The organism is Kribbella pratensis (assembly GCF_004365355.1).
GTDB lineage: Bacteria > Actinomycetota > Actinomycetes > Propionibacteriales > Kribbellaceae > Kribbella.
This window is the reverse complement of sequence record NZ_SODP01000001.1, coordinates 3,273,105-3,291,982: the sequence shown is the minus strand read 5'-3', so window position 1 is coordinate 3,291,982 and position 18,878 is coordinate 3,273,105. Positions and strand designations below refer to the sequence as shown.

Sequence of the window (18,878 nt, the reverse complement as noted above, 5' to 3'; positions counted from 1 at the left end):
AACGATTACAGGAGGTCGGCGTGAGTCGTCCGACGATCGCTGGGGTGGCCCGGGCGGCCGGGGTCTCGGTGGCGTCGGTGTCGCGCGTCCTGAACGGGTTGCCCGCGACCGAGGAGATGGTCGAGCGGGTCCAGCGGGCGGTGCAGGAGCTGGGGTACGTACCGGATGCGCGGGCTCGGTCGCTGAAGGTGGGGCGGACGTTCCAGCTGACGCTGGCGGTCGCGGATGTCGGTAACCCGGTCTACGTGACGATGATGCGAGCCGTCGAGGAGGTCGTGTCCGCGGCGGGTTATCGGCTCGTGGTGACGACGACCGGGCCCGACGTGGTCGACGAGGTCGCGTTGGTGCGTGGGATGGCGCGCGGGTACGCCGACGGGTTGCTCATCAGCCCGATCCGCGTCGACGAAGACCTGGTCAAGTCGATCCGCGAGTGCGAGGTGCCGGTGGTCGTCGCCGGTAACGTCCCCGCAAAGGCCGGCGTCGACACCGTGCGCGCGAACTCACCCAAGGGCATGCTCCTGGCCGTCGACCACCTGGTAGCCAAGGGCCGCACGCGGATTGCCTTCCTGAACGGCCCGGCGGACACCGTTCCAGGTGCCGCCCGTTCGAAGGGTTTCACCGAAGCTCTCAAGGCACACGACCTCGAGCCAACTGCGGCAGCCGAGGCGACCGACTTCACGTTCACCGCGGGACGGGTCGCGGCGCCCGGCCTGCTGGGTGTGGGAGACGAGAAGGCTCGAGCCGATGCTCACCTGCCCGACGCGGTGATCTGCGCGAACGACCTGCTCGCCGTCGGGTTGATGCACGAGCTGGCCGCGTTGGGGTTGCGAGTGCCGGACGACGTGGCTGTGGTGGGGATGGACGACAGCGAGTTGGCTGAGCAGTGTTTCCCGACGTTGACGAGTGTGAATCTGGGGTCGGCCGAGCGGGGGCGGCGGGCGGCCGAGTTGCTGTTGGCAAGGATCGAGGACAACGACCGGACGCCGCGACGCATCGTGGTGCAGCCGTCGTTGAGTATCAGGAGGTCCACCCCGTGACGGCGCTCCTCAGTTCAGGCAGGGAGGCTCCATGACCGCGACCCTGACCGCGCCGACGCAGGTGCAGAAGCCGGGTAAGCCCAAGCAGAACAGGGAAGCGATCTTCCTGTTCCTGCCCGCGTTGCTGCCGGTGCTGATCCTGAGCGTCTATCCACTGATCCGCGGCATCGCGCTCGGCTTCACCGACGCGCGCGCCGGTCTGCATGTGGAGACGAAGTTCGTCGGTTTCGACAACTTCAGCAAGTTGTTGCACAACAACCTGTTCTGGGACTCGTTCCGGATCGGTGTGATCTGGACGCTGTCGGTCACGATCCTGCAGTTCGTCGCCGCACTCGGTCTCGCGTTGCTGCTGAACACCGACATCAAGTTCCGCGGCGTCGCGCGGACGCTCGCGCTGATCCCGTGGGCGATGCCCCCGGTGGTCGTCGCGATCATGTGGCGCCTGCTGCTGCACCCGACCAACGGCCCGGTCAACGAGATCCTGCAGAACCTGCACCTCACCGACCACCCGATCAACTTCCTCGGCAACTTCAGTACGGCGCTGCCGGCCGTGATCGTGGTCGGCATCTGGGTCGGGATGCCGATGACCACGGTCACCCTCCTCGCCGGCCTGCAAGGAATCGACCGCACCCTGTACGAAGCGGCCGCGGTCGACGGCGCCGGTGCCTGGAGCCAGTTCTGGAACATCACGCTTCCGCAGCTGCGGACCGTTATCGTCGCGATTACCAGCCTGGACATGATCTGGAACTTCAACTCGTTCGGCCTGGTCTACGTGCTGACGGCCGGCGGGCCGGGCGGCAAGACGATGCTGCCGATGCTGTTCGCCTACAACGAGGCGTTCCGCTACGGGAACTTCGGAATGGCCGCCGCGATGGGTGACGTGATGGTCGTCATCATCATCCTGTTCCTGTTCTTCTACCTGCGGAACCGCCTGCGGAGCGAAGCATGAGAACTCGACCCACCACCCGCGCGCTCCAGTACCTCGCGGTCCTCGCGTACCTGATCTTCCTCGGCTTCCCGCTGCTCTGGCTGATCTCGAGTTCGCTGAAGTCGCCGCGGGAGTTCGCCAGCGTCACGCCGTCGATCCTGCCGAAGCACGTCGACTTCTCCAACTACACCGACGCGCTGAGCGAACAGGGTCTGGTCCGCGGCCTCGTCAACAGCCTGCAGATCTCGATCTACAGCACGATCCTGGTGCTGATCGTCGCGCTGCCGGTCTCGTACGCGCTGGCGCGTTTCCGCAGCAGGCTGCGGCCGCTGACGAACGGCTGGATCCTGGTCAGCCAGGTGTTTCCGGTGATCCTGATCGTGATCCCGCTGTTCATGATCCTGCGGCCGCTGCACCTGACGAACACGATCCCCGGCGTGGTGATCGTCTACATGGTCTGGTCGCTCCCGTTCGCGCTGTGGATGCTGCAGGGGTACGTCGCTGCCGTGCCGCGCGAGCTGGAAGAGGCGGCGTCGGTCGACGGCGCGAGCCGGCTGCGGACGATCGTGTCGATCGTGATGCCGCTGCTCCGGCCGGGCCTGATCGCGACCGCGATGTTCACCTTCATCTCGGCGTGGAACGAGTTCTTCTTCGCCCTGGTCCTGTTGCAGGACCCGCAACTCAAAACACTTCCGCTGGTGCTCGCCCGCTTCGTCGGTGCCGAGGGCCAGGTGCAGTTCGGCCCGTTGGCGGCCGCGTCCGTACTCGCAACTGTCCCAAGCCTGGTGTTCTTCGCCTTCCTGCAGCGCCGGTTGACATCCGGCCTGCTCAGCGGCGCAGTCAAGGGCTGAAACCAAGAAAACCAAAAGACGTAGTAGTTGGGTTTGAGGAGATGCAATGAAGAAAGCATTGACCGCCCTGGCGGCGGCGGGCGCACTGGTGGCGCTCGCGGCCTGCGGGGGCAACAGCGACAACAGCTCCGGTGGCTCGGGGTCGTCCGACGAGAAGGTGACGCTGAAGTTCCAGAGCCTCGCCTTCCAGAAGACGACGGTGGCCGCGACCAAGAAGATCGTCACCGACTGGAACGCCGCCAATCCGAACATCCAGGTCGAGTACGTCCAGGGCAGCTGGGACTCCGTGCACGACCAGCTGGTGACCCAGTTCCAGGGCGGGACCGCGCCGGACATCATCCACGACGAGTCCGCCGACATCACCGGCTTCATCAACCAGGGCTACCTCGCGGACCTCTCGCCGTACCTGAGCCAGGGCACCAAGGACGCCGTCTCGCAGGGCGTCTGGGACACGGTCTCGAACGACGGCAAGATCTACGGCGCGCCGACCCTCATGCAGTCGTACGTCGTACTCGCGAACTCCGCGATGCTCAAGCAGGCCGGGATCACCGCGACCGGTGACTCGCTGAGCTGGGACGACCTGGCCGCGGACGCGAAGAAGCTGACGGCCGGCGGCAAGTACGGCCTCGGGTGGGGTCTGAAGAGCCCGACCGCGACCGTGCTGAACCTCGGCATGAACTTCGACGGCAAGTTCTTCGACGGCACCGGCAAGGACGCCAAGGCAACGATCGGCGACGCCGAGCTCGAGGTGCCGAAGCGGATCCATGACATGGCCTACACGGACAAGTCGATCGACCCGACCTCGCTGACCCAGAGCGCGTCCGACGTACTGCCCGGGTTTTACGCCGGCAAGTACGGGATGATTGTGGCCGGCAACTATGTCGCGCAGCAGATCCTCGAGGAGGCGCCGAAGACCTTCCAGTGGGAGGTGCTGCCGCCGCTGAAGGGAACCAGCACCAAGCAGGCCGCGAACCCGCAGACCCTGTCGGTGCCGGCCGAGGGCAAGCACATCGAGCAGTCGGCGAAGTTCATCGACTACTTCATGAAGGCCGAGAACCTGGCCGCGGTCGGCCAGGGCGACTGGCTGATCCCGACCACGCAGGCGGCCCGGGACGCGATCCTCAAGACGACCGGCGGTAAGGACGGCTGGCAGCAGACGCTTGCCAGCGGCGCCGAACTGACCAAGGCGCCGTTCCAGAGCGTCGAGAACTACCCGAAGTGGAAGGACCAGATCGCCACGCCGGCGCTGCAGGAGTACCTGGCGAACAAGACCGATCTGGCTGCCCTGGGCAAGAAGCTGAGCGATGGATGGGGTCAGGTCAACCAGTGACGTCGGTGCTGGAAGAGAAGTCGGTAGGCGCCCTCGTCGGCTCCGCGGTCGGTGACGCGATCGGTGGAGCCGTCGAGGGCTGGACCCCGGAGGCGATCCGGGAACGGCACGGCGGCTGGGTGACCGGCATCGTCGGCCCGTGGTACGACGACTGGCGGACGGCGCGTCCGATCGCGCCGTACCACAAGGGCGACGGGCACATCACCGACGACACCTTGATGACACACGCGCTGGTCGAGGTGTACGACGAACGCCGCGCCCACCTCGACGCCTACGCGATCGCGGAGTCGCTGGTGCCGAAGATGCTCAACGGGACCCGCTGGGTCCCCGAGCTCGAGGCGGACGCGTTGCTGCTGCAGCGGGTGTTCCTGGCCGAGAAATGGCTGGTCGCCCGGCTGCACTACGGGCATGTCGATCCGCGCGAGGCCGGCGTCGGCAACATCGTCAACTGCGGTGCGGCGATGTACATGGCGCCGGTCGGCATCGCCAACGCCGGCGATCCCGAGGGCGCGTACGCCGAGGCGCTCGACGTCGCCGGCGCGCACCAGTCGAGCTACGGGCGGGAGGCGGCCGGCGTGTTCGCGGCCGCCGTCGCCGCCGCGATGATCCCGGGCGCGACCCCCGCGTCTGCGGTCGAGACCGCGCTCGGCCTGGCCAAGGACGGCACTCGGAGGGCCGTCGAGGCGGTCGCCGAAGCTGTCTCACAAGGCGACGGCGTGACCGACTGGGAGCAGGCGATTCCCTTGCTGCGCAAGGCGATCGAGCCCTACGACACCGTCGGCCCGAACTACCGGGAGCTGTCGATGGACGCCCGTCGTCCGAGCCGGACTAAGGCGATCGAGGAGCTTCCGGTCGCGCTCGGTTTCGTGCTGGTCTCCGAAGGAGATGTACGCCGGGCGGTCCTCGGCGGCACGAACTACGGCCGCGACGCGGACTCGATCGCGTCGATGGCCGGCGCGATCACCGGCGCGTTGAGCGGGCGCGACGGCGTACCCGCGGACTGGGCCGCCGAGATCGCCGCAGCGAGCAAGACCGACCTGATCGAGCCGGGGCGGGTGATGGCCTCGGTGGCCGTCGACCTGCAGGCCGCCGACGCGCGTCGATGGGCGCGACGTAGCGAAGTACTGGAGACTTTGACGCGATGAGAATGACCTGGGTCCAGCCGGAGGACCTGCTCCCGCACCAGCTGGTCCAGGCGCGGTCCGAGGGTGTCGACGTCACCGACGTCCAGGCCCGCTGGCTGGCAGCAGGCGGTACGACGGACGCTCCCGTGTCGGGCGCGTCCGCCGACCCCGCGCCACCGGCACTGCGCGCACTGGCCCGCGAGCTGCTCGACGTACTCGACGCACGGACTGCGGCGTGGCACGAGCCGGAGATCCCTGACCTGCCGTCGCTCGGTGAGGCGGTGGACCTCGAGGCGAGGACGTTGAACGCGTGGCTCGGCCGGTGTGCGGGCAACCTGCTCGGCAAGCCGGTGGAGAAGATCCCGCGCGAGGGCATCCGGGAGATCCTCGCCGCCTCAGGGCAGTGGCCGTTGACGCAGTACATCACCGCTGTCGGCGTACCGGACGACGTGCAGCAGCGGTGGCCGTGGAACCGGCGGTCGAAGGTGAACAGCCTGCGCGAGGTCATCAACGGCATGCCCGAGGACGACGACATCAACTTCGCCATCCTCGCCCTGCTGATGCTGGAGCGGCACGGTCGTGGACTGACCACCGAGGACGTCGCGCTGAGCTGGCTGAACGAACTGCCGGCCGGACGCGTGTTCACCGCGGAACGTGTTGCCTACCGCAACCTTCTCGAGGGTGTCGACCCGGCCCGCGCGGCCGTCGTCGGGAACCCGTTCCGCGAGTGGATCGGCGCGCAGATCCGCACCGACGCCTACGGCTGGGCGAACCCCGGCGACCGTACTGCGGCCGCACGGCTGGCCCTCGTCGACGCCCGGCTCAGCCACACCGGCGCCGGGGTCGACGGCGCACTCTGGGTGGCCGCCATGTCCGCGGCCGCCCTGGTCCTCGACGACCCGGTCAGGGCCGCTGTCGCCGGCCTCGAGGTGGTCAACGGCCAGGGTGCGATCGCCCGCGCCGTCCGCTTCGGGCTCACGCTCGCCGATGCGGAACTCGACGACGCGCTGGACGCTTTGCATGCGGAGTACGGCGACCTGCACTGGGTGCACGCGGTGAACAACACCGCACTCACGGCGTACGCGCTGACGGCTCCGGATTTCACCACCGCGATCGGTCGCGCGGTGATGGGCGGCTGGGACACCGACTCGGCCGGCGCCACGGTGGGTGCCGTGTTTGGCGCGACGCGCGGGGTTCCGGCAGAGTGGTCCACACCACTGGACAACCGGGTGACCACAAGCCTCCCGGGAATGAACCAGATCGCGATCGACGAACTGGCGGCTAGGACTGTGGAGGTGTCGCGGGGTGCAGTCTGAGGTTCCGGATGTTGTCGTGGTCGGCAGTGCGAATGTGGATCTGGTGTTACCGGTCCAGCGGATTCCGCGTCCCGGAGAGACCGTTCTCGCGGGTGTGATGAGCCGTGGTCCGGGCGGTAAGGGAGCCAACCAGGCGGTCGCCTCGGCGCGGGCGGGTGCACGGACGGCGATGGTCGTCGCGTTCGGTGCGGACGATGGCGGCGCGCTCCTGCGCGATGCGCTCGGCGGCTCCGGGGTAGACCTCTCGCTGGCGACGACCGGCGACGCCCCGACCGGTACGGCGATCATCACGGTCGAGGACAGCGGCGAGAACTCGATCGTGGTCGCCCCGGGTGCGAACGGCGAGCTGACGTTGTCCGCTGACGCGCTGGCCGCCATCGGACAAGCGAAAATCGTGCTTTCCCAGTTGGAGATCCCGTTTCCGACGGTGCAGGCTGCGGCCGCGGCATCGACGTACTTCATCCTCAACGCGGCCCCGGCCGCGGACCTGCCGGCCGAGTTGCTCGCCGAGGTCGACCTGCTGGTGGTGAACGAGACCGAGGCGGAGGCCATCGGCGGTCCGGACCGGTCGGCGCTGCTGAAGAAGGTGCCGGCGGCGATCGTCACCTTGGGTGGTGACGGCGCGGTCATCCTGACCCGGGACGAGGGTGAGATCGCTGTTCCCGGGGTACCTGTCGAGGTGGTGGACACGACGGCTGCGGGCGATACGTTCTGTGGGGTGCTGGCCGCAGCATTGGCTTCCGGGTTAGCTGCTGCGTCAGCTAACGACTCGATCACGGGAAGCGACCTGACGAACGCCGTCCGACGCGCTAACGTTGCTGCTTCATTGAGTGTTCAAGCCGCGGGGGCGATCTCCTCGGTGCCTCACGGGGATGCAATCGACGCGCGTTATGCGGAGGTGTACCTGTGAATCCGCTCGAACCGCGGCCCATCGATCTGCCCGCGAGGGTCGACCTGGGGCTCGGGACCGATTTGTCCTTCCTGGACGACGCCAAGATCCTCGGTGCGCCGGAAGACCCGGTCGACCTGCCGCGGTGGCGCGCCAAACTGGCCGAGTGGCGGTTCGGCGCCATCGAGCGGACGCGGTACGACGGCTCGCACTACGACGAGCCCGGTCGTGAATGGACCCAGACGGCGTACTCGGTGGCGCTGGTCTGGCTCTGGGACGACCTGCTGTACGACGTCGAGACCGGGAAGTTCACGCCGGAGAAGTTCGTCCAGCACGGGCTCGACGAGTTCGGCGGGCACGACGCGATCGTGCTCTGGCACGCGTACCCGGTGATCGGGATCGACGACCGGAACCAGTTCGACTTCTACCGGGACGTGCCGGGGCTGCGGGCGTTGATCGACGACCTGCACCGGCTCGGACTGAAGGTGTTCTTCGACTACAACCCGTGGGACGTCGGCACCCGCCGGTCCGCCCGCTCCGACGCGGACGAGTTCGCGGCGCTGGTGACCGACTTCGCTGTCGACGGCGTCTTCCTGGACACGTTGAAGGAAGGCGATCCGGCCTTCACCCGCGCGCTCCGCCGGGCGAACCCGGCGATCGCGTTCGAGGGCGAGTCAAGGTTGCCGATGGCAAGGATCTCGGACCACGCGCTGTCCTGGGCGCAGTGGTTCGCGGACACGGAGGCGCCGGGCGTGCTGCGTGCGCACCTGTTCGAGCGCCGGCACATGATGCATCACACCCGCCGGTGGAACCGCGACCACAGCGATGAGCTGCAGTCCGCCTGGGTCAACGGCGTCGGCATGCTGGTCTGGGAGTCGGTCTTCTCGGCCTGGGTCGGCTGGAACGCGCGCGACCGCGCGACCCTGCGCCGGATGGTCGCCGCGCAGCGGGCGTTCGCGCCGGTGCTGATCGACGGCGACTGGATCCAGCTGACCCCGGAGATCCCGGAGAAGGCCCGCGACCACGGCGTCTACGGATCACGGTTCGACCTGGCCGACATCACCTTCTGGACGCTGATCAACCGCGACGAGGAGGACTTCGACGGCATCGTGCTGCGCTCCGAGGATCAGGTCGGCGACTGGTACGACGTGACGTCGGGCGTCCCGATCACTGCGGACGACGACGGTGTGCACCTGGTCGTGCCTGGCCGTGGTGTTGCCGGCATCATCCGGGTCGGCGCGACCGCCGGAACTTCGTGCCGGGCGACAGCGCGTCGGCTGGGCACGATGGCGCGGGCGCATGTCCGCGAGTCCGCGTTCCCGATGCGCCCGGCCGAGCTGGTCGCGGTGCCGGCTGTCGCCGGTGACGCGTCGATCGGCGCGACGGTCGACGTACCGGCTGGGCAGCGGACGTTGATCGTGCGGCACCGGCGGCGCGAGACCGGGCTGTACGACACAGCGCCGTACGTCGAGGAGTGGAAGCCGCTGCCGCCTCGCCTGCACGACATGCAGACCGTCAAGCGCGAGGTCGAGCTGTCCGGCATTTCGGTCGCGGTGCGTGAGGTGACCAACGAGGAGTACTCCGAGTTCCTCAAGGCGACCGGATACCGGCCCGTGGTCGCGAACCGGTTCCTGAAGCACTGGGTCGAGGGCGCACCGGTTCCCGGGACCGAGGACCACCCGGTGACGTACGTCGACCTGCCGGACGCGCGCGCGTACGCCGCGTGGCGTGGCGGGCGGCTGCCGACCGAGGACGAGTGGCAGGTCGCGGCGGCTGTCGACGGGTTCGAACGCCGCGAGCCGCTGGTGTGGAACCTGACCGAGAGCGAGCACCGCGACGGCCGCAGCCGGTTCTGCATCCTCAAGGGTGGTTCGCACTACGCGGCCGAGGGCTCCGATTGGTATGCCGACGGCGGGCCGCAGCCGCCCGAGGTCAGCTTCAAGCTGGTGCTGACCGGCGGTGGCCTCGACCGTTCGGAGACCATCGGCTTCAGGTGTGCGGGATGAGGCCTGCTCCTCTCGACGGGGTGAAGGTGCTCGAGGCGGCGACACTGTTCGCGGGACCGCTGGCGGCGACCTTCCTCGGTGACTTCGGCGCCGACGTGACGAAGATCGAGCACCCGTCGCGGCCGGATGCCGCGCGGACGCACGGTGCTTCGAAAGACGGCGTCGGGCTGTGGTTCAAGACGCTCGGGCGGAACAAGCGGCTCGCGACGCTCGACCTGTCCCGCGGGCGGGACGTGTTCCTCGAGTTGGTCAAGACTCACGATGTCCTGGTCGAGAACTTCCGGCCGGGCACCTTGGAGCGCTGGGGTCTCGGGCCGGACGTGTTGCTCGAGGCGAACCCGCGGTTGGTGATCGCGCGGGTGACGGCGTTCGGGCAGGTCGGTCCGTGGTCGCGGCGGCCCGGGTTCGGCTCCTTGGCCGAGGCGATGAGTGGGTTTGCGGCGGTCACCGGTGAGCCGGACGGTCCGCCGACGCTGCCGCCGTTCGGGCTCGCGGACGGGATCACCGCGCTCGCCACGGCGTACGCCGTCCTGGTCGCGTTGCGCGAGCGGGATCGGTCCGGGGCAGGGCAGGTGATCGACATGGCGATCATCGAGCCGATCCTGATGATGCTCGGCGGCGGCATCACGGCGTACCAGCAGACCGGGTACGTGCAGCCGCGGCTGGGGAACCGGTCGTCGAACAACGCGCCGCGGAACGTGTACAAGACCGCGGACGGTCGATGGGTGGCCGTGTCGACGAGTTCGCAGAGCATCGCCGAGCGGGTGGTGACGCTGGTCGGACGGGCCGACCTGGTCGCGCAGCCGTGGTTCGCGACCGGGCGGGAGCGGGCCGAGCACGCGGACGAGCTGGACGACGCGGTCGGTTCGTGGATCGCGTCGAGGGGTCTGGACGAGGTGATGGCCGAGTTCGAGAAGGCCGAGGCCGCGGTCGGCCCGGTGCACGACATCCGCGGGATCATGACCGATCCGCAGTACGCCGCACTCGGGACGATCGTCAGCGTCGACGACGACGAGCTCGGCGGTCGGGTGCAGATGCAGAACGTGCTGTTCCGGTTGTCCGAGTCGCCGGGGTCGATCCGCTGGGCCGGCGGGCCGCACGGCGCGAACACCGACGAGGTGCTCGCGGAGATCGGCGTCACCCCCGACCAACTCGACGCGCTACGGGCTGCCGGAGTCGTGTAGTCCGTGTAATGGCCTGGAGGGGGCGTTCAAGGTGCTGACGGCACTGTATGTTCCGGCCAACCGGCCGGACCGGTTCGCGAAAGCTGTTGCCGCGGGCCCCGATCTGGTGGTGTTCGACCTGGAGGACGCCGTACCGGTCGACGCGAAGGCGGACGCGCGCGGCTGGGCGATCGCCTGGATCGCGGCGAACGCGCACGGGCCGGTCGAGATCCGGGTGAACGCGTTCGGGTCGCCGTGGATCGAGGACGATCTGGCCGCGGTCTCCGCCGTACCGTCGGCCCGGATCCGGCTGCCGAAGGTCGAGAGCGCGGCCGATGTGCGGGCCGTGCTGGAGAAGGTGCCGTCGGCAAGGATCACTGCGCTGATCGAGTCGCCGCTGGGTGTTGAGCGTGCGTTCGAGATCGCCACCGCCGATCCGCGGGTGATCGCGATCGCGCTGGGTGAGGCCGATCTGTCCAGCGCGCTCGGCGTTGACGATCCGGCCGGGCTGGCGTGGTCGCGCAGTCGGCTGGTGTCGGCGTCCCGGGCGGCCGGGCTGGGCGCGCCGATGATGTCGGTGTATCCCCGGGTGGACGACTTCGACGGGCTTCGGCGTACGTCGTTGGAGGGGCGGACGCTCGGCTTCGTCGGTCGTACGGCGATCCACCCGCGCCAGCTGTCCACGATCGTCGAAGCCTTCACGCCGACCGCTGTCCAGCTGGCCGAAGCGGAAGCGCTCCTGGAGGCAGTTGAGAAGGCGGGTGTCTCCGACGGCGGCGTTATCGTCCTGCCCGACGGCCGGATGGTCGACCCAGCCATGATCGGGCGCGCCCGCGAGGTGACCACCCTCATGCGAGAGATCTCGTCCCGGTCAAGTTAGTCTCGAAGCATGCTGCCGCGCAGGGTTGATGCCGTGGTGATCGGTTCCGGGCCGAACGGGCTCGTGAGCGCGATCACGCTTGCCGACGCGGGCTGGGACGTGCTGCTGCTGGAGGCCGCCGACACATTCGGCGGTGCGGTCCGGTCGACCGAGGAGGGCGGCTGGACCAGTGATCGTTTCAGTTCGAACTACCCGCTCGGGGTCGCGTCCCCGGTGATGCGGGCCCTGGAGCTGGAGAAGTTCGGCCTGAAATGGGCGAACGCCCCGCTGCCGCTGGTGCACCTGCTCGACGAGGACGGCGCTGCGGCGGCGATCCACCCGGATCCCGAGGACACCGCGAAGTCGCTCGGCGCCGAGCACCCTGGCGATGGTGAAGCCTGGCTGCGGCTGTACCAGCAGTACGTCTCGATCCGCGAGCCGTTGCTGAGCGCGCTGCTCACCACCTGGCCGCCGGTCGGCCCGGGGCTGAAGCTGGCGCGGAAGCTCGGTTCGGTGGGGGAGCTGCTGCGGTTCGCCCGGTTCATGGCGATGCCGATGCACCGAATGGGGCAGGAGCTGTTCACCGGGCGGCAGGGCCCGGCGATCATGGCCGGGAACGCACTGCACGCGGACGCGCCGTTGTCGGGCAGCGTCAGCGGCACGATGGGCTGGCTGCTCTCGATGCTGGCGCAGGACGTCGGGTATCCGGTCGCCGCCGGCGGATCATCGGCGTTCTCCACTGCTCTGGTACGCCGGGCCGAGCGATCCGGCGCGCTGTTGACCTCGGGTACGCCGGTGACAGGCGTCGCCGTGTCCGCGGGCCGCGTGACCGCCGTACACACTGCATCCGGCGAGACCATCTCGGTCGCACGTGCCGTCATCGCGGACACGTCGGCACCGGCGCTGTACGGCGAATTGTTGCCGGAGGCACTCATTCCGGCGGGGCTGCGACGTGATCTCGATGACCGCTTCGAGTGGGACTACCCGACGGTCAAGCTGAACTTCCGGCTCAGCGGCCCGATTCCGTGGAAGGCAATGGAGGCCCGCTCGGCCGGCGTCGTACACCTCGGTGGGACGGCTGACGATCTGGTCCACGTCTCCGCGGATCTCGACACCGGGCGGATCCCGGCGCAGCCGTTCCTGCTGATCGGACAGACCACGAAGTCGGATCCGTCCCGGTCGCCCGAGGGCTCCGAGGCGGTCTGGGCGTACTCGCACCTGCCGCGCGGGATCGCGGACGACGCGGCCGCGGAGAAGCTGGCCGGCCGGATGGAGCGCGCGATCGAGCGGTTCGCCCCGGGCTTCGGCGACCTCGTCATCGCCCGCGACCTGCAGCGACCGTCCGCGCTGGAGTCGAGCAACGCAGCACTCGGCTTCGGGGCCCTCGGCGGCGGCACGATGCAGCTGCACCAGCAACTCGTCTTCCGCCCGACCATCGGCCTCGGCAGCGCCCGCACTTTCGTCACCGGCCTCTACCTCGGCAGCTCCGCCATCCACCCCGGCGGCGGCGTCCACGGCGCCTGCGGCCACCTGGCCGCCCGCACCGCGATCCGCGACGCCTCCTTCCTGGGCCCCGTGACCCGCACCCTGCCCACCGCCGCCCTGCGCCAACTCCAACGGTGAGACTCGACGAGGCTGGTTGTAGGGCTCGGGTGGCGGCTGCGCGGGTGGGACGGCTCGCGACTGTCGGACCGGACCTGCGGCCTCATGTCGTGCCGGTGACGTACGCCGTCCATGGGGACGAGTTGTTCATCGGGATTGATCAGAAGCCCAAGACGACGACTGCGTTGAAGCGGCTGCGGAACATCGCGGGGAACGAGCGGGTCGCAGTACTTGTGGATGAGTACGAGGAGGACTGGACGCATCTGTGGTGGGTCCGGGTCGACGGGGTCGCGCGGGTAGTGGCGTCCGACGCGGCGGCGGTCGCGTTGCTGGTGGCCAAGTACCCGCAGTACGAGGCGGATCCGCCGCGTGGTCCGGTGATTGCGATCCGTGCTGAGGGGTGGTCGGGGTGGACGTATCGCGGGGAGGACTGAACGTGGTGGACGGGTTGCTGCGCGAGTTGGCGCCGCAGGTGCTGGGGTTCTTGGCGCGGCGGCACGGGCAGTTCGACCTGTGTGAGGACGCTGTCCAGGAGGCCTTGCTGGCGGCGGCGACGCAGTGGCCGGTGGACGGGGTGCCGGCGAATCCTCGTGGGTGGTTGATCACCGTTGCGACGCGGCGGTTGACGGACGCGTTCCGGAGCGAGAGCGCTCGGCGGCGGCGTGAGGACAGTGTGGCCGCGATGGCCGGGCCGGAGGAGTTGGTTGCCCCGGGCGCCGATGTCGACGACGCTCCGGACACCGATGACACGTTGACGTTGCTGTTCCTGTGCTGCCATCCGGCGGTCACGCCGGCGTCGCAGGTCGCGTTGACGTTGCGCGCGGTCGGCGGTCTGACGACGGCGGAGATCGCCCGGGCCTTTATGGTGCCGGAGGCAACGATGGCGCCGCGGATCAGCCGGGCGAAGAAGAGCATCAAGGCGGCGGGCAGCCGGTTCGCGATGCCGCCGGAGTCGGAGTGGGCCGAGCGGCTGCGCGTCGTACTACAGGTGCTGTACCTGATCTTCAACGAGGGTTACACGGCGAGCTCGGGGGAGGAGCTGCAGCGGGTCGAGTTGACCGCGGAGGCGATCCGGCTGACACGGATGTTGCGTACGGCGCTGCCGGACGACGGCGAGACCGCGGGCCTGCTGGCGTTGATGTTGCTGACCGACTCGCGCCGGGCGGCGCGGACGACTGCGGACGGAAGCCTGGTGCCGATCGACGAGCAGGACCGGTCGCTGTGGGACCGCGCGCAGATCACCGAGGGCGCCGACCTGATCCTGCACACGCTGCAGCGGGGAGGGCTCGGGCCGTACCAGCTACAGGCCGCGATCGCCGCCGTACACGCTGAGGCGCCGAGCGCGGACAAGACCGACTGGCGGCAGATCCTCTCGCTGTACGTCGTGCTGGAGAAGCTCGCCCCGAACCCGATGGTGACGCTCAACCGCGCCATCGCACTCTCGCAGGTCGAGGGTCCGCAGGCGGGTCTCGACCTGCTGGCGACGCTGGAGGACGACAAGAACATCACCGAGACCCACCGCCTCGACGCCGTCCGCGCCCATCTCTACGAGCGGTCCGGCGACCTCGCCACAGCGCACGAACATTACCTGGCGGCAGCTCGCCGTACGACGAGCTTGCCGGAACAGCGCTACCTGCAGGCGAAGGCCGACGCGATCACGGGATGAGTCGGTAGAAGCGGAACAGGTCGGTGTGGAACGGGAGCACGTGCGTCTGGCTGAACCCGGCCTCGGTGGCGTAGCGGCGGAGCGTATCCGGGCGCATCACCGCGCCGGTCGCGGCCGAGTCCGGGTCGCCCATCGCATCGGGGAGGCAGGACATCAGGCTCCAGCCGTAGTGATACTGCTCGAGAGCGGACGCCGGTGCGGTGAACTCGTCCTCGACCAGCTCGTCGAGGACCAGGACCGAACCACCGTCGGCGAGCATGCTTCGGGCGGTGCGTAGCGCGTCGACGGGTCGCGACATGTCATGGAGCGCTTCGAGGATCGTGACCAGGTCGAACTGTCCGCTCAAGGTCTCGGATGCGTTGGCGACGGAGAACGTGACCCGATCGCTCACCCCGGCTTCTTCGGCGTGCCCGGTTGCTGCAGCGATGGCGTCCTCGTCCAGATCCACGCCCTGGACGGTGATCCGGGGATAGGACTGGGCCATCGCGATCGACGACCAGCCGGTGCCGCAGGCGAAGTCGGCGACGCGGGCCGGCGGGTCGGCACGGAGGCGTTCGTCGACCTCGGGGATGGCGGGCAGCCATTCCTTGCCCAGCCGGTTCAGGTAGGTCGGGCGGTTGAACTCGGCCCGCCCCTCGGGCTCCCATGGTTGGTGTGGCGGGGCATCTCCGGTGCGGTATGCCTCCACAAGATCCGGGAGCATCCGGGCCGCTCGCGCGAGCTCGACGCCTTTGTAGCCGTGGTAGTTGACGGCGTCCTCGTCGGCGAGCACCGGAATGTGCTCCGCCGGCAAGGTGTAGCGCCGTTCGGTCGGTGGCGCCTTGGTGTTGTCGACGTCGATGAGACCGCTGGCGGCGTGGTGCTCGAGCCACTCGCGGATGTAGCGCTCGTTGGTGCCGGTGCGTTCGGCCAGCTCGGTCGAGGTCGCGGGGCCTTCGTCGGCGAGCGCGCGGTACAGCCCCAGGCGCTCGCCGAGGTAGATGGAGTAGAGCTCGAGTGCGGCTCCGGCGTTCCGGAAGATCCGCTCGACGAGTGCGTTGGTCCGGTCCATGGAGTGGATCGTACTGACGTCAGGACGTGCGGACCCGGCGGCCGCTCTCGTGGGATTCGATCGCGGCATGCGCGAGCTGCAGGGCCCGGCGGCCGGCGCGTGCGTGGACGGGTGGTTGCTCGCCCTTGCGTAGTGCGGTGAGCAGCGCGTCGACGTGGCGGTCGAAGGTACCGGCGAAGTTGCGGGACTCGTCGTCGAAGTACGTCGAGTGCCAGCGCTGCTCGACCGGGTCGTCGGCCTTCTGGAACGTGAGCGCGCGGACGGTGTCATGTATGACCAGTCGGCCCACCGTGCCGTTGACCTCGATCCGCTGCGTGTCGGGGTAGGCGTACGACGAGTCGTACGTGCCGAGCATCGTGCCGACCGCGCGGTTCTCGAACTCGAGTGCGAGCGCGACCGTGCTGAAGGCGCCGTACGTCTTGTCTGTCATCTGCGCGGCTACTGAGGCTACTGGTCCGACCAGTTGCTCGAGCAGGTCGAATCCGTGGCACTGGGTCTCGATGAGGTTGGCGTGCGGGGAGTTCCCGTGGTTCGCCTCGCCGCCGAAACGCCAGGTCGCGAAGACGAGGTCGCCGAGTTCGCCGGCGTCGATGAGCGCCTTCGCGCGCTGCACGGGTTCGGCGTACCGATGGTTGAAGTTGATCGCGAAGAAGTTGTCGCCGGCCTCCGCGAGCAGGCTGTCGGCCTCGGCGAGGTCGAACACGAGCGGCTTCTCCACCAGCAGCGGTACGCCGGTCCGCACCAGCTTCAGCGTGACGTCGTAGTGGTCCTCGTTCGGCAGGCAGACCGTGACGAGGTCCGGCTGCTCGGTGCGCAACATCTCGTCGAGGTCGGTGTACGGCGTGGTGCCGTACTTCTCGGCCCGCGCCCGCGTGCGGTCCGGCGTACGACCGAAGATGCCGCAGAGCTCAGTGTCCTGGCGTCGCGAGAAGATGCGGGCGTGGTGCTCGCCCCACCCACCGGCGCCCACGACCGCGACCCTCATGACGCCCCCTCCTGCGTGACAACGACTTTCCCGCTCTCGCCGCTCATGAACAGGCTGAACGCATCGGCGATCTCCGCAACCGGGAAGCGATGGCTGATCACGCGGGAGATCAGCTCCTGGTGCTCGGACAGCAGCGCTAGGTTGCCCGGCATCTCGTCGTACCGGAAGTACTCGCTGCCGAGGATGGCGTGTTCCGGCGAGATCAGGTCGCGGGAGACGTCGATGGTGAGCGATTCGCCGTGGCCGACGCAGATCAGTGCGCCGCGCTGGCTGACGATGTCGAGCGCGGCCCGGCGGGCGGACTCCTTGCCCGACGAGTCGAATGCGATGTCCGGAGAGCCGGCCTTGCTCAGATCGTCCGCGAGCAACGGGATCGCGCCGAACGATTCGGCGAAGTCGAGCCGCCAGCGGGAGAAGTCGGAGATGTAGACCGGTACGTCGTCGCCGTACTTGAGCTTGCTCATCACCGTCAGGCCGAGGCCGATCGGGCCGGCGCCTGCGATGTACACGCTCTCGACGTCTGGTCTGACCAGTGACGCCCGCCCGATCGCGTGGCTGCTGGTACCCATCACGTCGAGCAGCATCGTCGCGTTGCCGATCTCGATGTCGTCGGTGATCGGGAAGAAGTTCGACTCGTGCACCAGCTCGTACGGCCCGTAGCCGCCGTCGTGGCTGAACCCCATGTCGGCGCGCTTGGCCAGGCACTGGTTGGTGGCGTTCAGCTTGCAGCTGCGGCACTCGCCGCAGAAGTCCATCAGGAACACGGCGCCGCGGGTGCCGACAGGTGTATGGGTGCCTTCGCCGGCTTGCAGGACGGTGCCGGCGGCTTCATGTCCGGGTACGACGGACGAGCCGTCGTAGTACTGGTGCCGGTCGGTGCCGCACAGGGCGTTGGCCTGGACGGCGAGGAGGAGTTGGCCGGGTCCGGGGTCGGGGTACTCGTGGTCCGCGAACTCGATCTTTCCGGCGCCGGTGAACCTTGGGGCGAGGGCGGTGCGCGTCATGTCGCCGGAATTTACTACGTAGCAAATCCTGCCCACAAGGGTTTGTCCCGGGAACGCCTGATCAGCGGGTGGTGCTCTCCCGGACGCGGAGTTCGTAGCCGGCCATCCGGTGCTGCGGGACGTGATCGTCGTCGAGCTGCTCATCGAGGAGGTCGAGTGCCGTGCTCGCGATATCGTCGAGCAGCGGGGCGATCGTGCTGAGCGTCGGCGTCGACAGACTCGACTCGACGATGTCGTCGAAGCCGATGACCGACACGTCGCCGGGTACGTCGATCTTGCCGCGCTGCAGCGCCCGCAGAGCACCGAGCGCCGCCGAGTCGTTCATCGCGAAGATGCCGTCAGGGCGGAGCTTTTCGAAGATGCGCCTGACCGCATCCGCAGCTGCAGCGGTGGTCCAGTCGCAGTCGACGATCAGCTTGGGGTCGAGCTCGATGCCGTGCTTCTTCAGCGCGGCCTGATAGCCCTGGCGGCGGAGTTGGTACGAGCGCCTCGGGCCGTGGTTCGCGCCGAGCAGGACGATCCGTCGCCGGCCGGTGTCGAGCAGATGCGTAACCGCCGCCTGCGCAGCCTCGCGGTTCTTGATGCCGACGTGGTCGATCGCGCTGCCGGGCTCACGGTCGCCGACCAGGACGACCGGGTGCGTACTGCGTTGGTCGGTGCGGCTGAGCGAGACCGCGCTCATGATCACGCCATCGGTGAGCACGTCGCCGCCACCGCGGAGCAGTTCGACCTCGAGGTCGTGCCGGCCGCCGGTCGTCTCGACGAGGATCGTCGTACCGCGATCCCGGGCGGCGGCGATGACGGCTTCGGCGAGGTCGGCGAAGTACCGCTCGCGGAAGGTGGGCACGGCCAGCGTGACGGTGCCGGTGCGGCCGGTGCGCAGGCGGCGGGCCGCGGTGTTCGGGCGGTAGCCGAGGGCGTCGAGGCTGGCCTGGACGCGGGCGCGGGTCGCGGGGGAGACGTGGACGTAGTTGTTGACCACGTTCGAGACGGTGCGCTGGGACACGCCCGCGTGGCGGGCCACGTCGGACATGCTGACCGCCACTGCTGCGCTCCTTCCGGCCGGT

Annotated in this window: 17 protein-coding genes; 13 read left to right on the top strand and 4 right to left on the bottom strand. The window is 68.8% G+C overall.

Annotated features, from left to right (window positions below; translation table 11 throughout):
* The first annotated feature begins 20 nt into the window (after positions 1–20).
* The 13 genes from EV653_RS15605 to EV653_RS15545 are packed head-to-tail and all read left to right on the top strand — an operon-like array spanning position 21 to position 14,771.
* The gene (locus tag EV653_RS15605) at positions 21–1,037 is read left to right on the top strand and encodes a LacI family DNA-binding transcriptional regulator (RefSeq protein ID WP_134103416.1); all 1,017 of its coding nucleotides are present in this window, start codon (positions 21–23) and stop codon (positions 1,035–1,037) included.
* A gap of 31 nt (positions 1,038–1,068) precedes the next feature.
* The gene (locus tag EV653_RS15600) at positions 1,069–1,986 is read left to right on the top strand and encodes a carbohydrate ABC transporter permease (RefSeq protein ID WP_134103414.1); all 918 of its coding nucleotides are present in this window, start codon (positions 1,069–1,071) and stop codon (positions 1,984–1,986) included.
* Positions 1,983–2,816: a carbohydrate ABC transporter permease gene (locus EV653_RS15595; protein ID WP_134103412.1), complete on the top strand. Its 834-nt coding sequence runs from the start codon at positions 1,983–1,985 to the stop codon at positions 2,814–2,816. Before EV653_RS15600 ends, EV653_RS15595 begins: the two co-directional genes overlap by 4 nt.
* A 46-nt stretch (positions 2,817–2,862) precedes the next feature.
* On the top strand, positions 2,863–4,146 hold the full coding sequence (locus tag EV653_RS15590) for an ABC transporter substrate-binding protein (protein ID WP_134103410.1): 1,284 nt from the start codon (positions 2,863–2,865) through the stop codon (positions 4,144–4,146).
* Positions 4,143–5,291, top strand: coding sequence for an ADP-ribosylglycohydrolase family protein (locus tag EV653_RS15585; protein WP_238159751.1), 1,149 nt, complete (start codon positions 4,143–4,145; stop codon positions 5,289–5,291). Before EV653_RS15590 ends, EV653_RS15585 begins: the two co-directional genes overlap by 4 nt.
* Entirely contained in the window at positions 5,288–6,586 is a 1,299-nt protein-coding gene (locus EV653_RS15580; RefSeq protein WP_134103406.1) for an ADP-ribosylglycohydrolase family protein, read from the top strand. The genes EV653_RS15585 and EV653_RS15580 overlap by 4 nt, the downstream gene beginning before the upstream one ends.
* A complete protein-coding gene (locus tag EV653_RS15575) occupies positions 6,576–7,496 on the top strand; it encodes a ribokinase (protein ID WP_134103404.1) in 921 nt (306 codons plus the stop codon). Before EV653_RS15580 ends, EV653_RS15575 begins: the two co-directional genes overlap by 11 nt.
* Entirely contained in the window at positions 7,493–9,481 is a 1,989-nt protein-coding gene (locus EV653_RS15570; RefSeq protein ID WP_134103402.1) for an SUMF1/EgtB/PvdO family nonheme iron enzyme, read from the top strand. Before EV653_RS15575 ends, EV653_RS15570 begins: the two co-directional genes overlap by 4 nt.
* The gene (locus EV653_RS15565; RefSeq protein WP_134103400.1) at positions 9,478–10,665 is read left to right on the top strand and encodes a CaiB/BaiF CoA transferase family protein; all 1,188 of its coding nucleotides are present in this window, start codon (positions 9,478–9,480) and stop codon (positions 10,663–10,665) included. The genes EV653_RS15570 and EV653_RS15565 overlap by 4 nt, the downstream gene beginning before the upstream one ends.
* A gap of 31 nt (positions 10,666–10,696) precedes the next feature.
* A complete protein-coding gene (locus EV653_RS15560) occupies positions 10,697–11,524 on the top strand; it encodes an HpcH/HpaI aldolase/citrate lyase family protein (protein WP_134103398.1) in 828 nt (275 codons plus the stop codon).
* Between the two features lie 9 nt (positions 11,525–11,533).
* A complete protein-coding gene (locus tag EV653_RS15555) occupies positions 11,534–13,126 on the top strand; it encodes a phytoene desaturase family protein (RefSeq protein WP_134103397.1) in 1,593 nt (530 codons plus the stop codon).
* Complete coding sequence (locus EV653_RS15550) at positions 13,123–13,539, top strand: TIGR03668 family PPOX class F420-dependent oxidoreductase (protein ID WP_134103395.1); 417 nt, start codon at positions 13,123–13,125, stop codon at positions 13,537–13,539. Before EV653_RS15555 ends, EV653_RS15550 begins: the two co-directional genes overlap by 4 nt.
* Entirely contained in the window at positions 13,515–14,771 is a 1,257-nt protein-coding gene (locus tag EV653_RS15545) for an RNA polymerase sigma factor (protein ID WP_238159749.1), read from the top strand. The genes EV653_RS15550 and EV653_RS15545 overlap by 25 nt, the downstream gene beginning before the upstream one ends.
* Here the strand turns inward: EV653_RS15545 and EV653_RS15540 are convergent.
* The 4 genes from EV653_RS15540 to EV653_RS15525 all read right to left on the bottom strand — a co-directional run bounded on the left by EV653_RS15540 (position 14,761) and on the right by EV653_RS15525 (position 18,856).
* Positions 14,761–15,822 carry a class I SAM-dependent methyltransferase gene (locus EV653_RS15540; RefSeq protein ID WP_202871611.1) on the bottom strand — a complete coding sequence of 354 codons (1,062 nt, stop codon included), beginning with the start codon at positions 15,820–15,822 and terminating at the stop codon, positions 14,761–14,763. The two genes, EV653_RS15545 and EV653_RS15540, sit on opposite strands and share 11 nt — an antisense overlap.
* 19 nt (positions 15,823–15,841) lie before the next feature.
* Positions 15,842–16,807 (bottom strand): Gfo/Idh/MocA family protein, encoded by a 966-nt coding sequence (locus EV653_RS15535; protein ID WP_134103391.1) that lies wholly within the window; start codon positions 16,805–16,807, stop codon positions 15,842–15,844.
* Positions 16,804–17,811, bottom strand: a complete 1,008-nt coding sequence (locus EV653_RS15530) for an alcohol dehydrogenase catalytic domain-containing protein (RefSeq protein WP_134103390.1) — start codon at positions 17,809–17,811, stop codon at positions 16,804–16,806. Before EV653_RS15530 ends, EV653_RS15535 begins: the two co-directional genes overlap by 4 nt.
* A gap of 61 nt (positions 17,812–17,872) precedes the next feature.
* A complete protein-coding gene (locus EV653_RS15525) occupies positions 17,873–18,856 on the bottom strand; it encodes a LacI family DNA-binding transcriptional regulator (RefSeq protein WP_134103388.1) in 984 nt (327 codons plus the stop codon).
* Positions 18,857–18,878: the final 22 nt, after the last annotated feature.

What these genes read in the sequence shown, in the direction of transcription:
- EV653_RS15595 (WP_134103412.1), top strand. Translation starts at nt 1,983, where the DNA reads ATGAGAACTCGACCCACCACCCGCGCGCTCCAGTACCTCGCGGTCCTC.
- EV653_RS15530 (WP_134103390.1), bottom strand. Translation starts at nt 17,811, where the DNA reads ATGACGCGCACCGCCCTCGCCCCAAGGTTCACCGGCGCCGGAAAGATC.
- EV653_RS15565 (WP_134103400.1), top strand. Translation starts at nt 9,478, where the DNA reads ATGAGGCCTGCTCCTCTCGACGGGGTGAAGGTGCTCGAGGCGGCGACA.
- EV653_RS15555 (WP_134103397.1), top strand. Translation starts at nt 11,534, where the DNA reads ATGCTGCCGCGCAGGGTTGATGCCGTGGTGATCGGTTCCGGGCCGAAC.
- EV653_RS15580 (WP_134103406.1), top strand. Translation starts at nt 5,288, where the DNA reads ATGAGAATGACCTGGGTCCAGCCGGAGGACCTGCTCCCGCACCAGCTG.
- EV653_RS15590 (WP_134103410.1), top strand. Translation starts at nt 2,863, where the DNA reads ATGAAGAAAGCATTGACCGCCCTGGCGGCGGCGGGCGCACTGGTGGCG.
- EV653_RS15600 (WP_134103414.1), top strand. Translation starts at nt 1,069, where the DNA reads ATGACCGCGACCCTGACCGCGCCGACGCAGGTGCAGAAGCCGGGTAAG.
- EV653_RS15535 (WP_134103391.1), bottom strand. Translation starts at nt 16,807, where the DNA reads ATGAGGGTCGCGGTCGTGGGCGCCGGTGGGTGGGGCGAGCACCACGCC.
- EV653_RS15540 (WP_202871611.1), bottom strand. Translation starts at nt 15,822, where the DNA reads ATGGACCGGACCAACGCACTCGTCGAGCGGATCTTCCGGAACGCCGGA.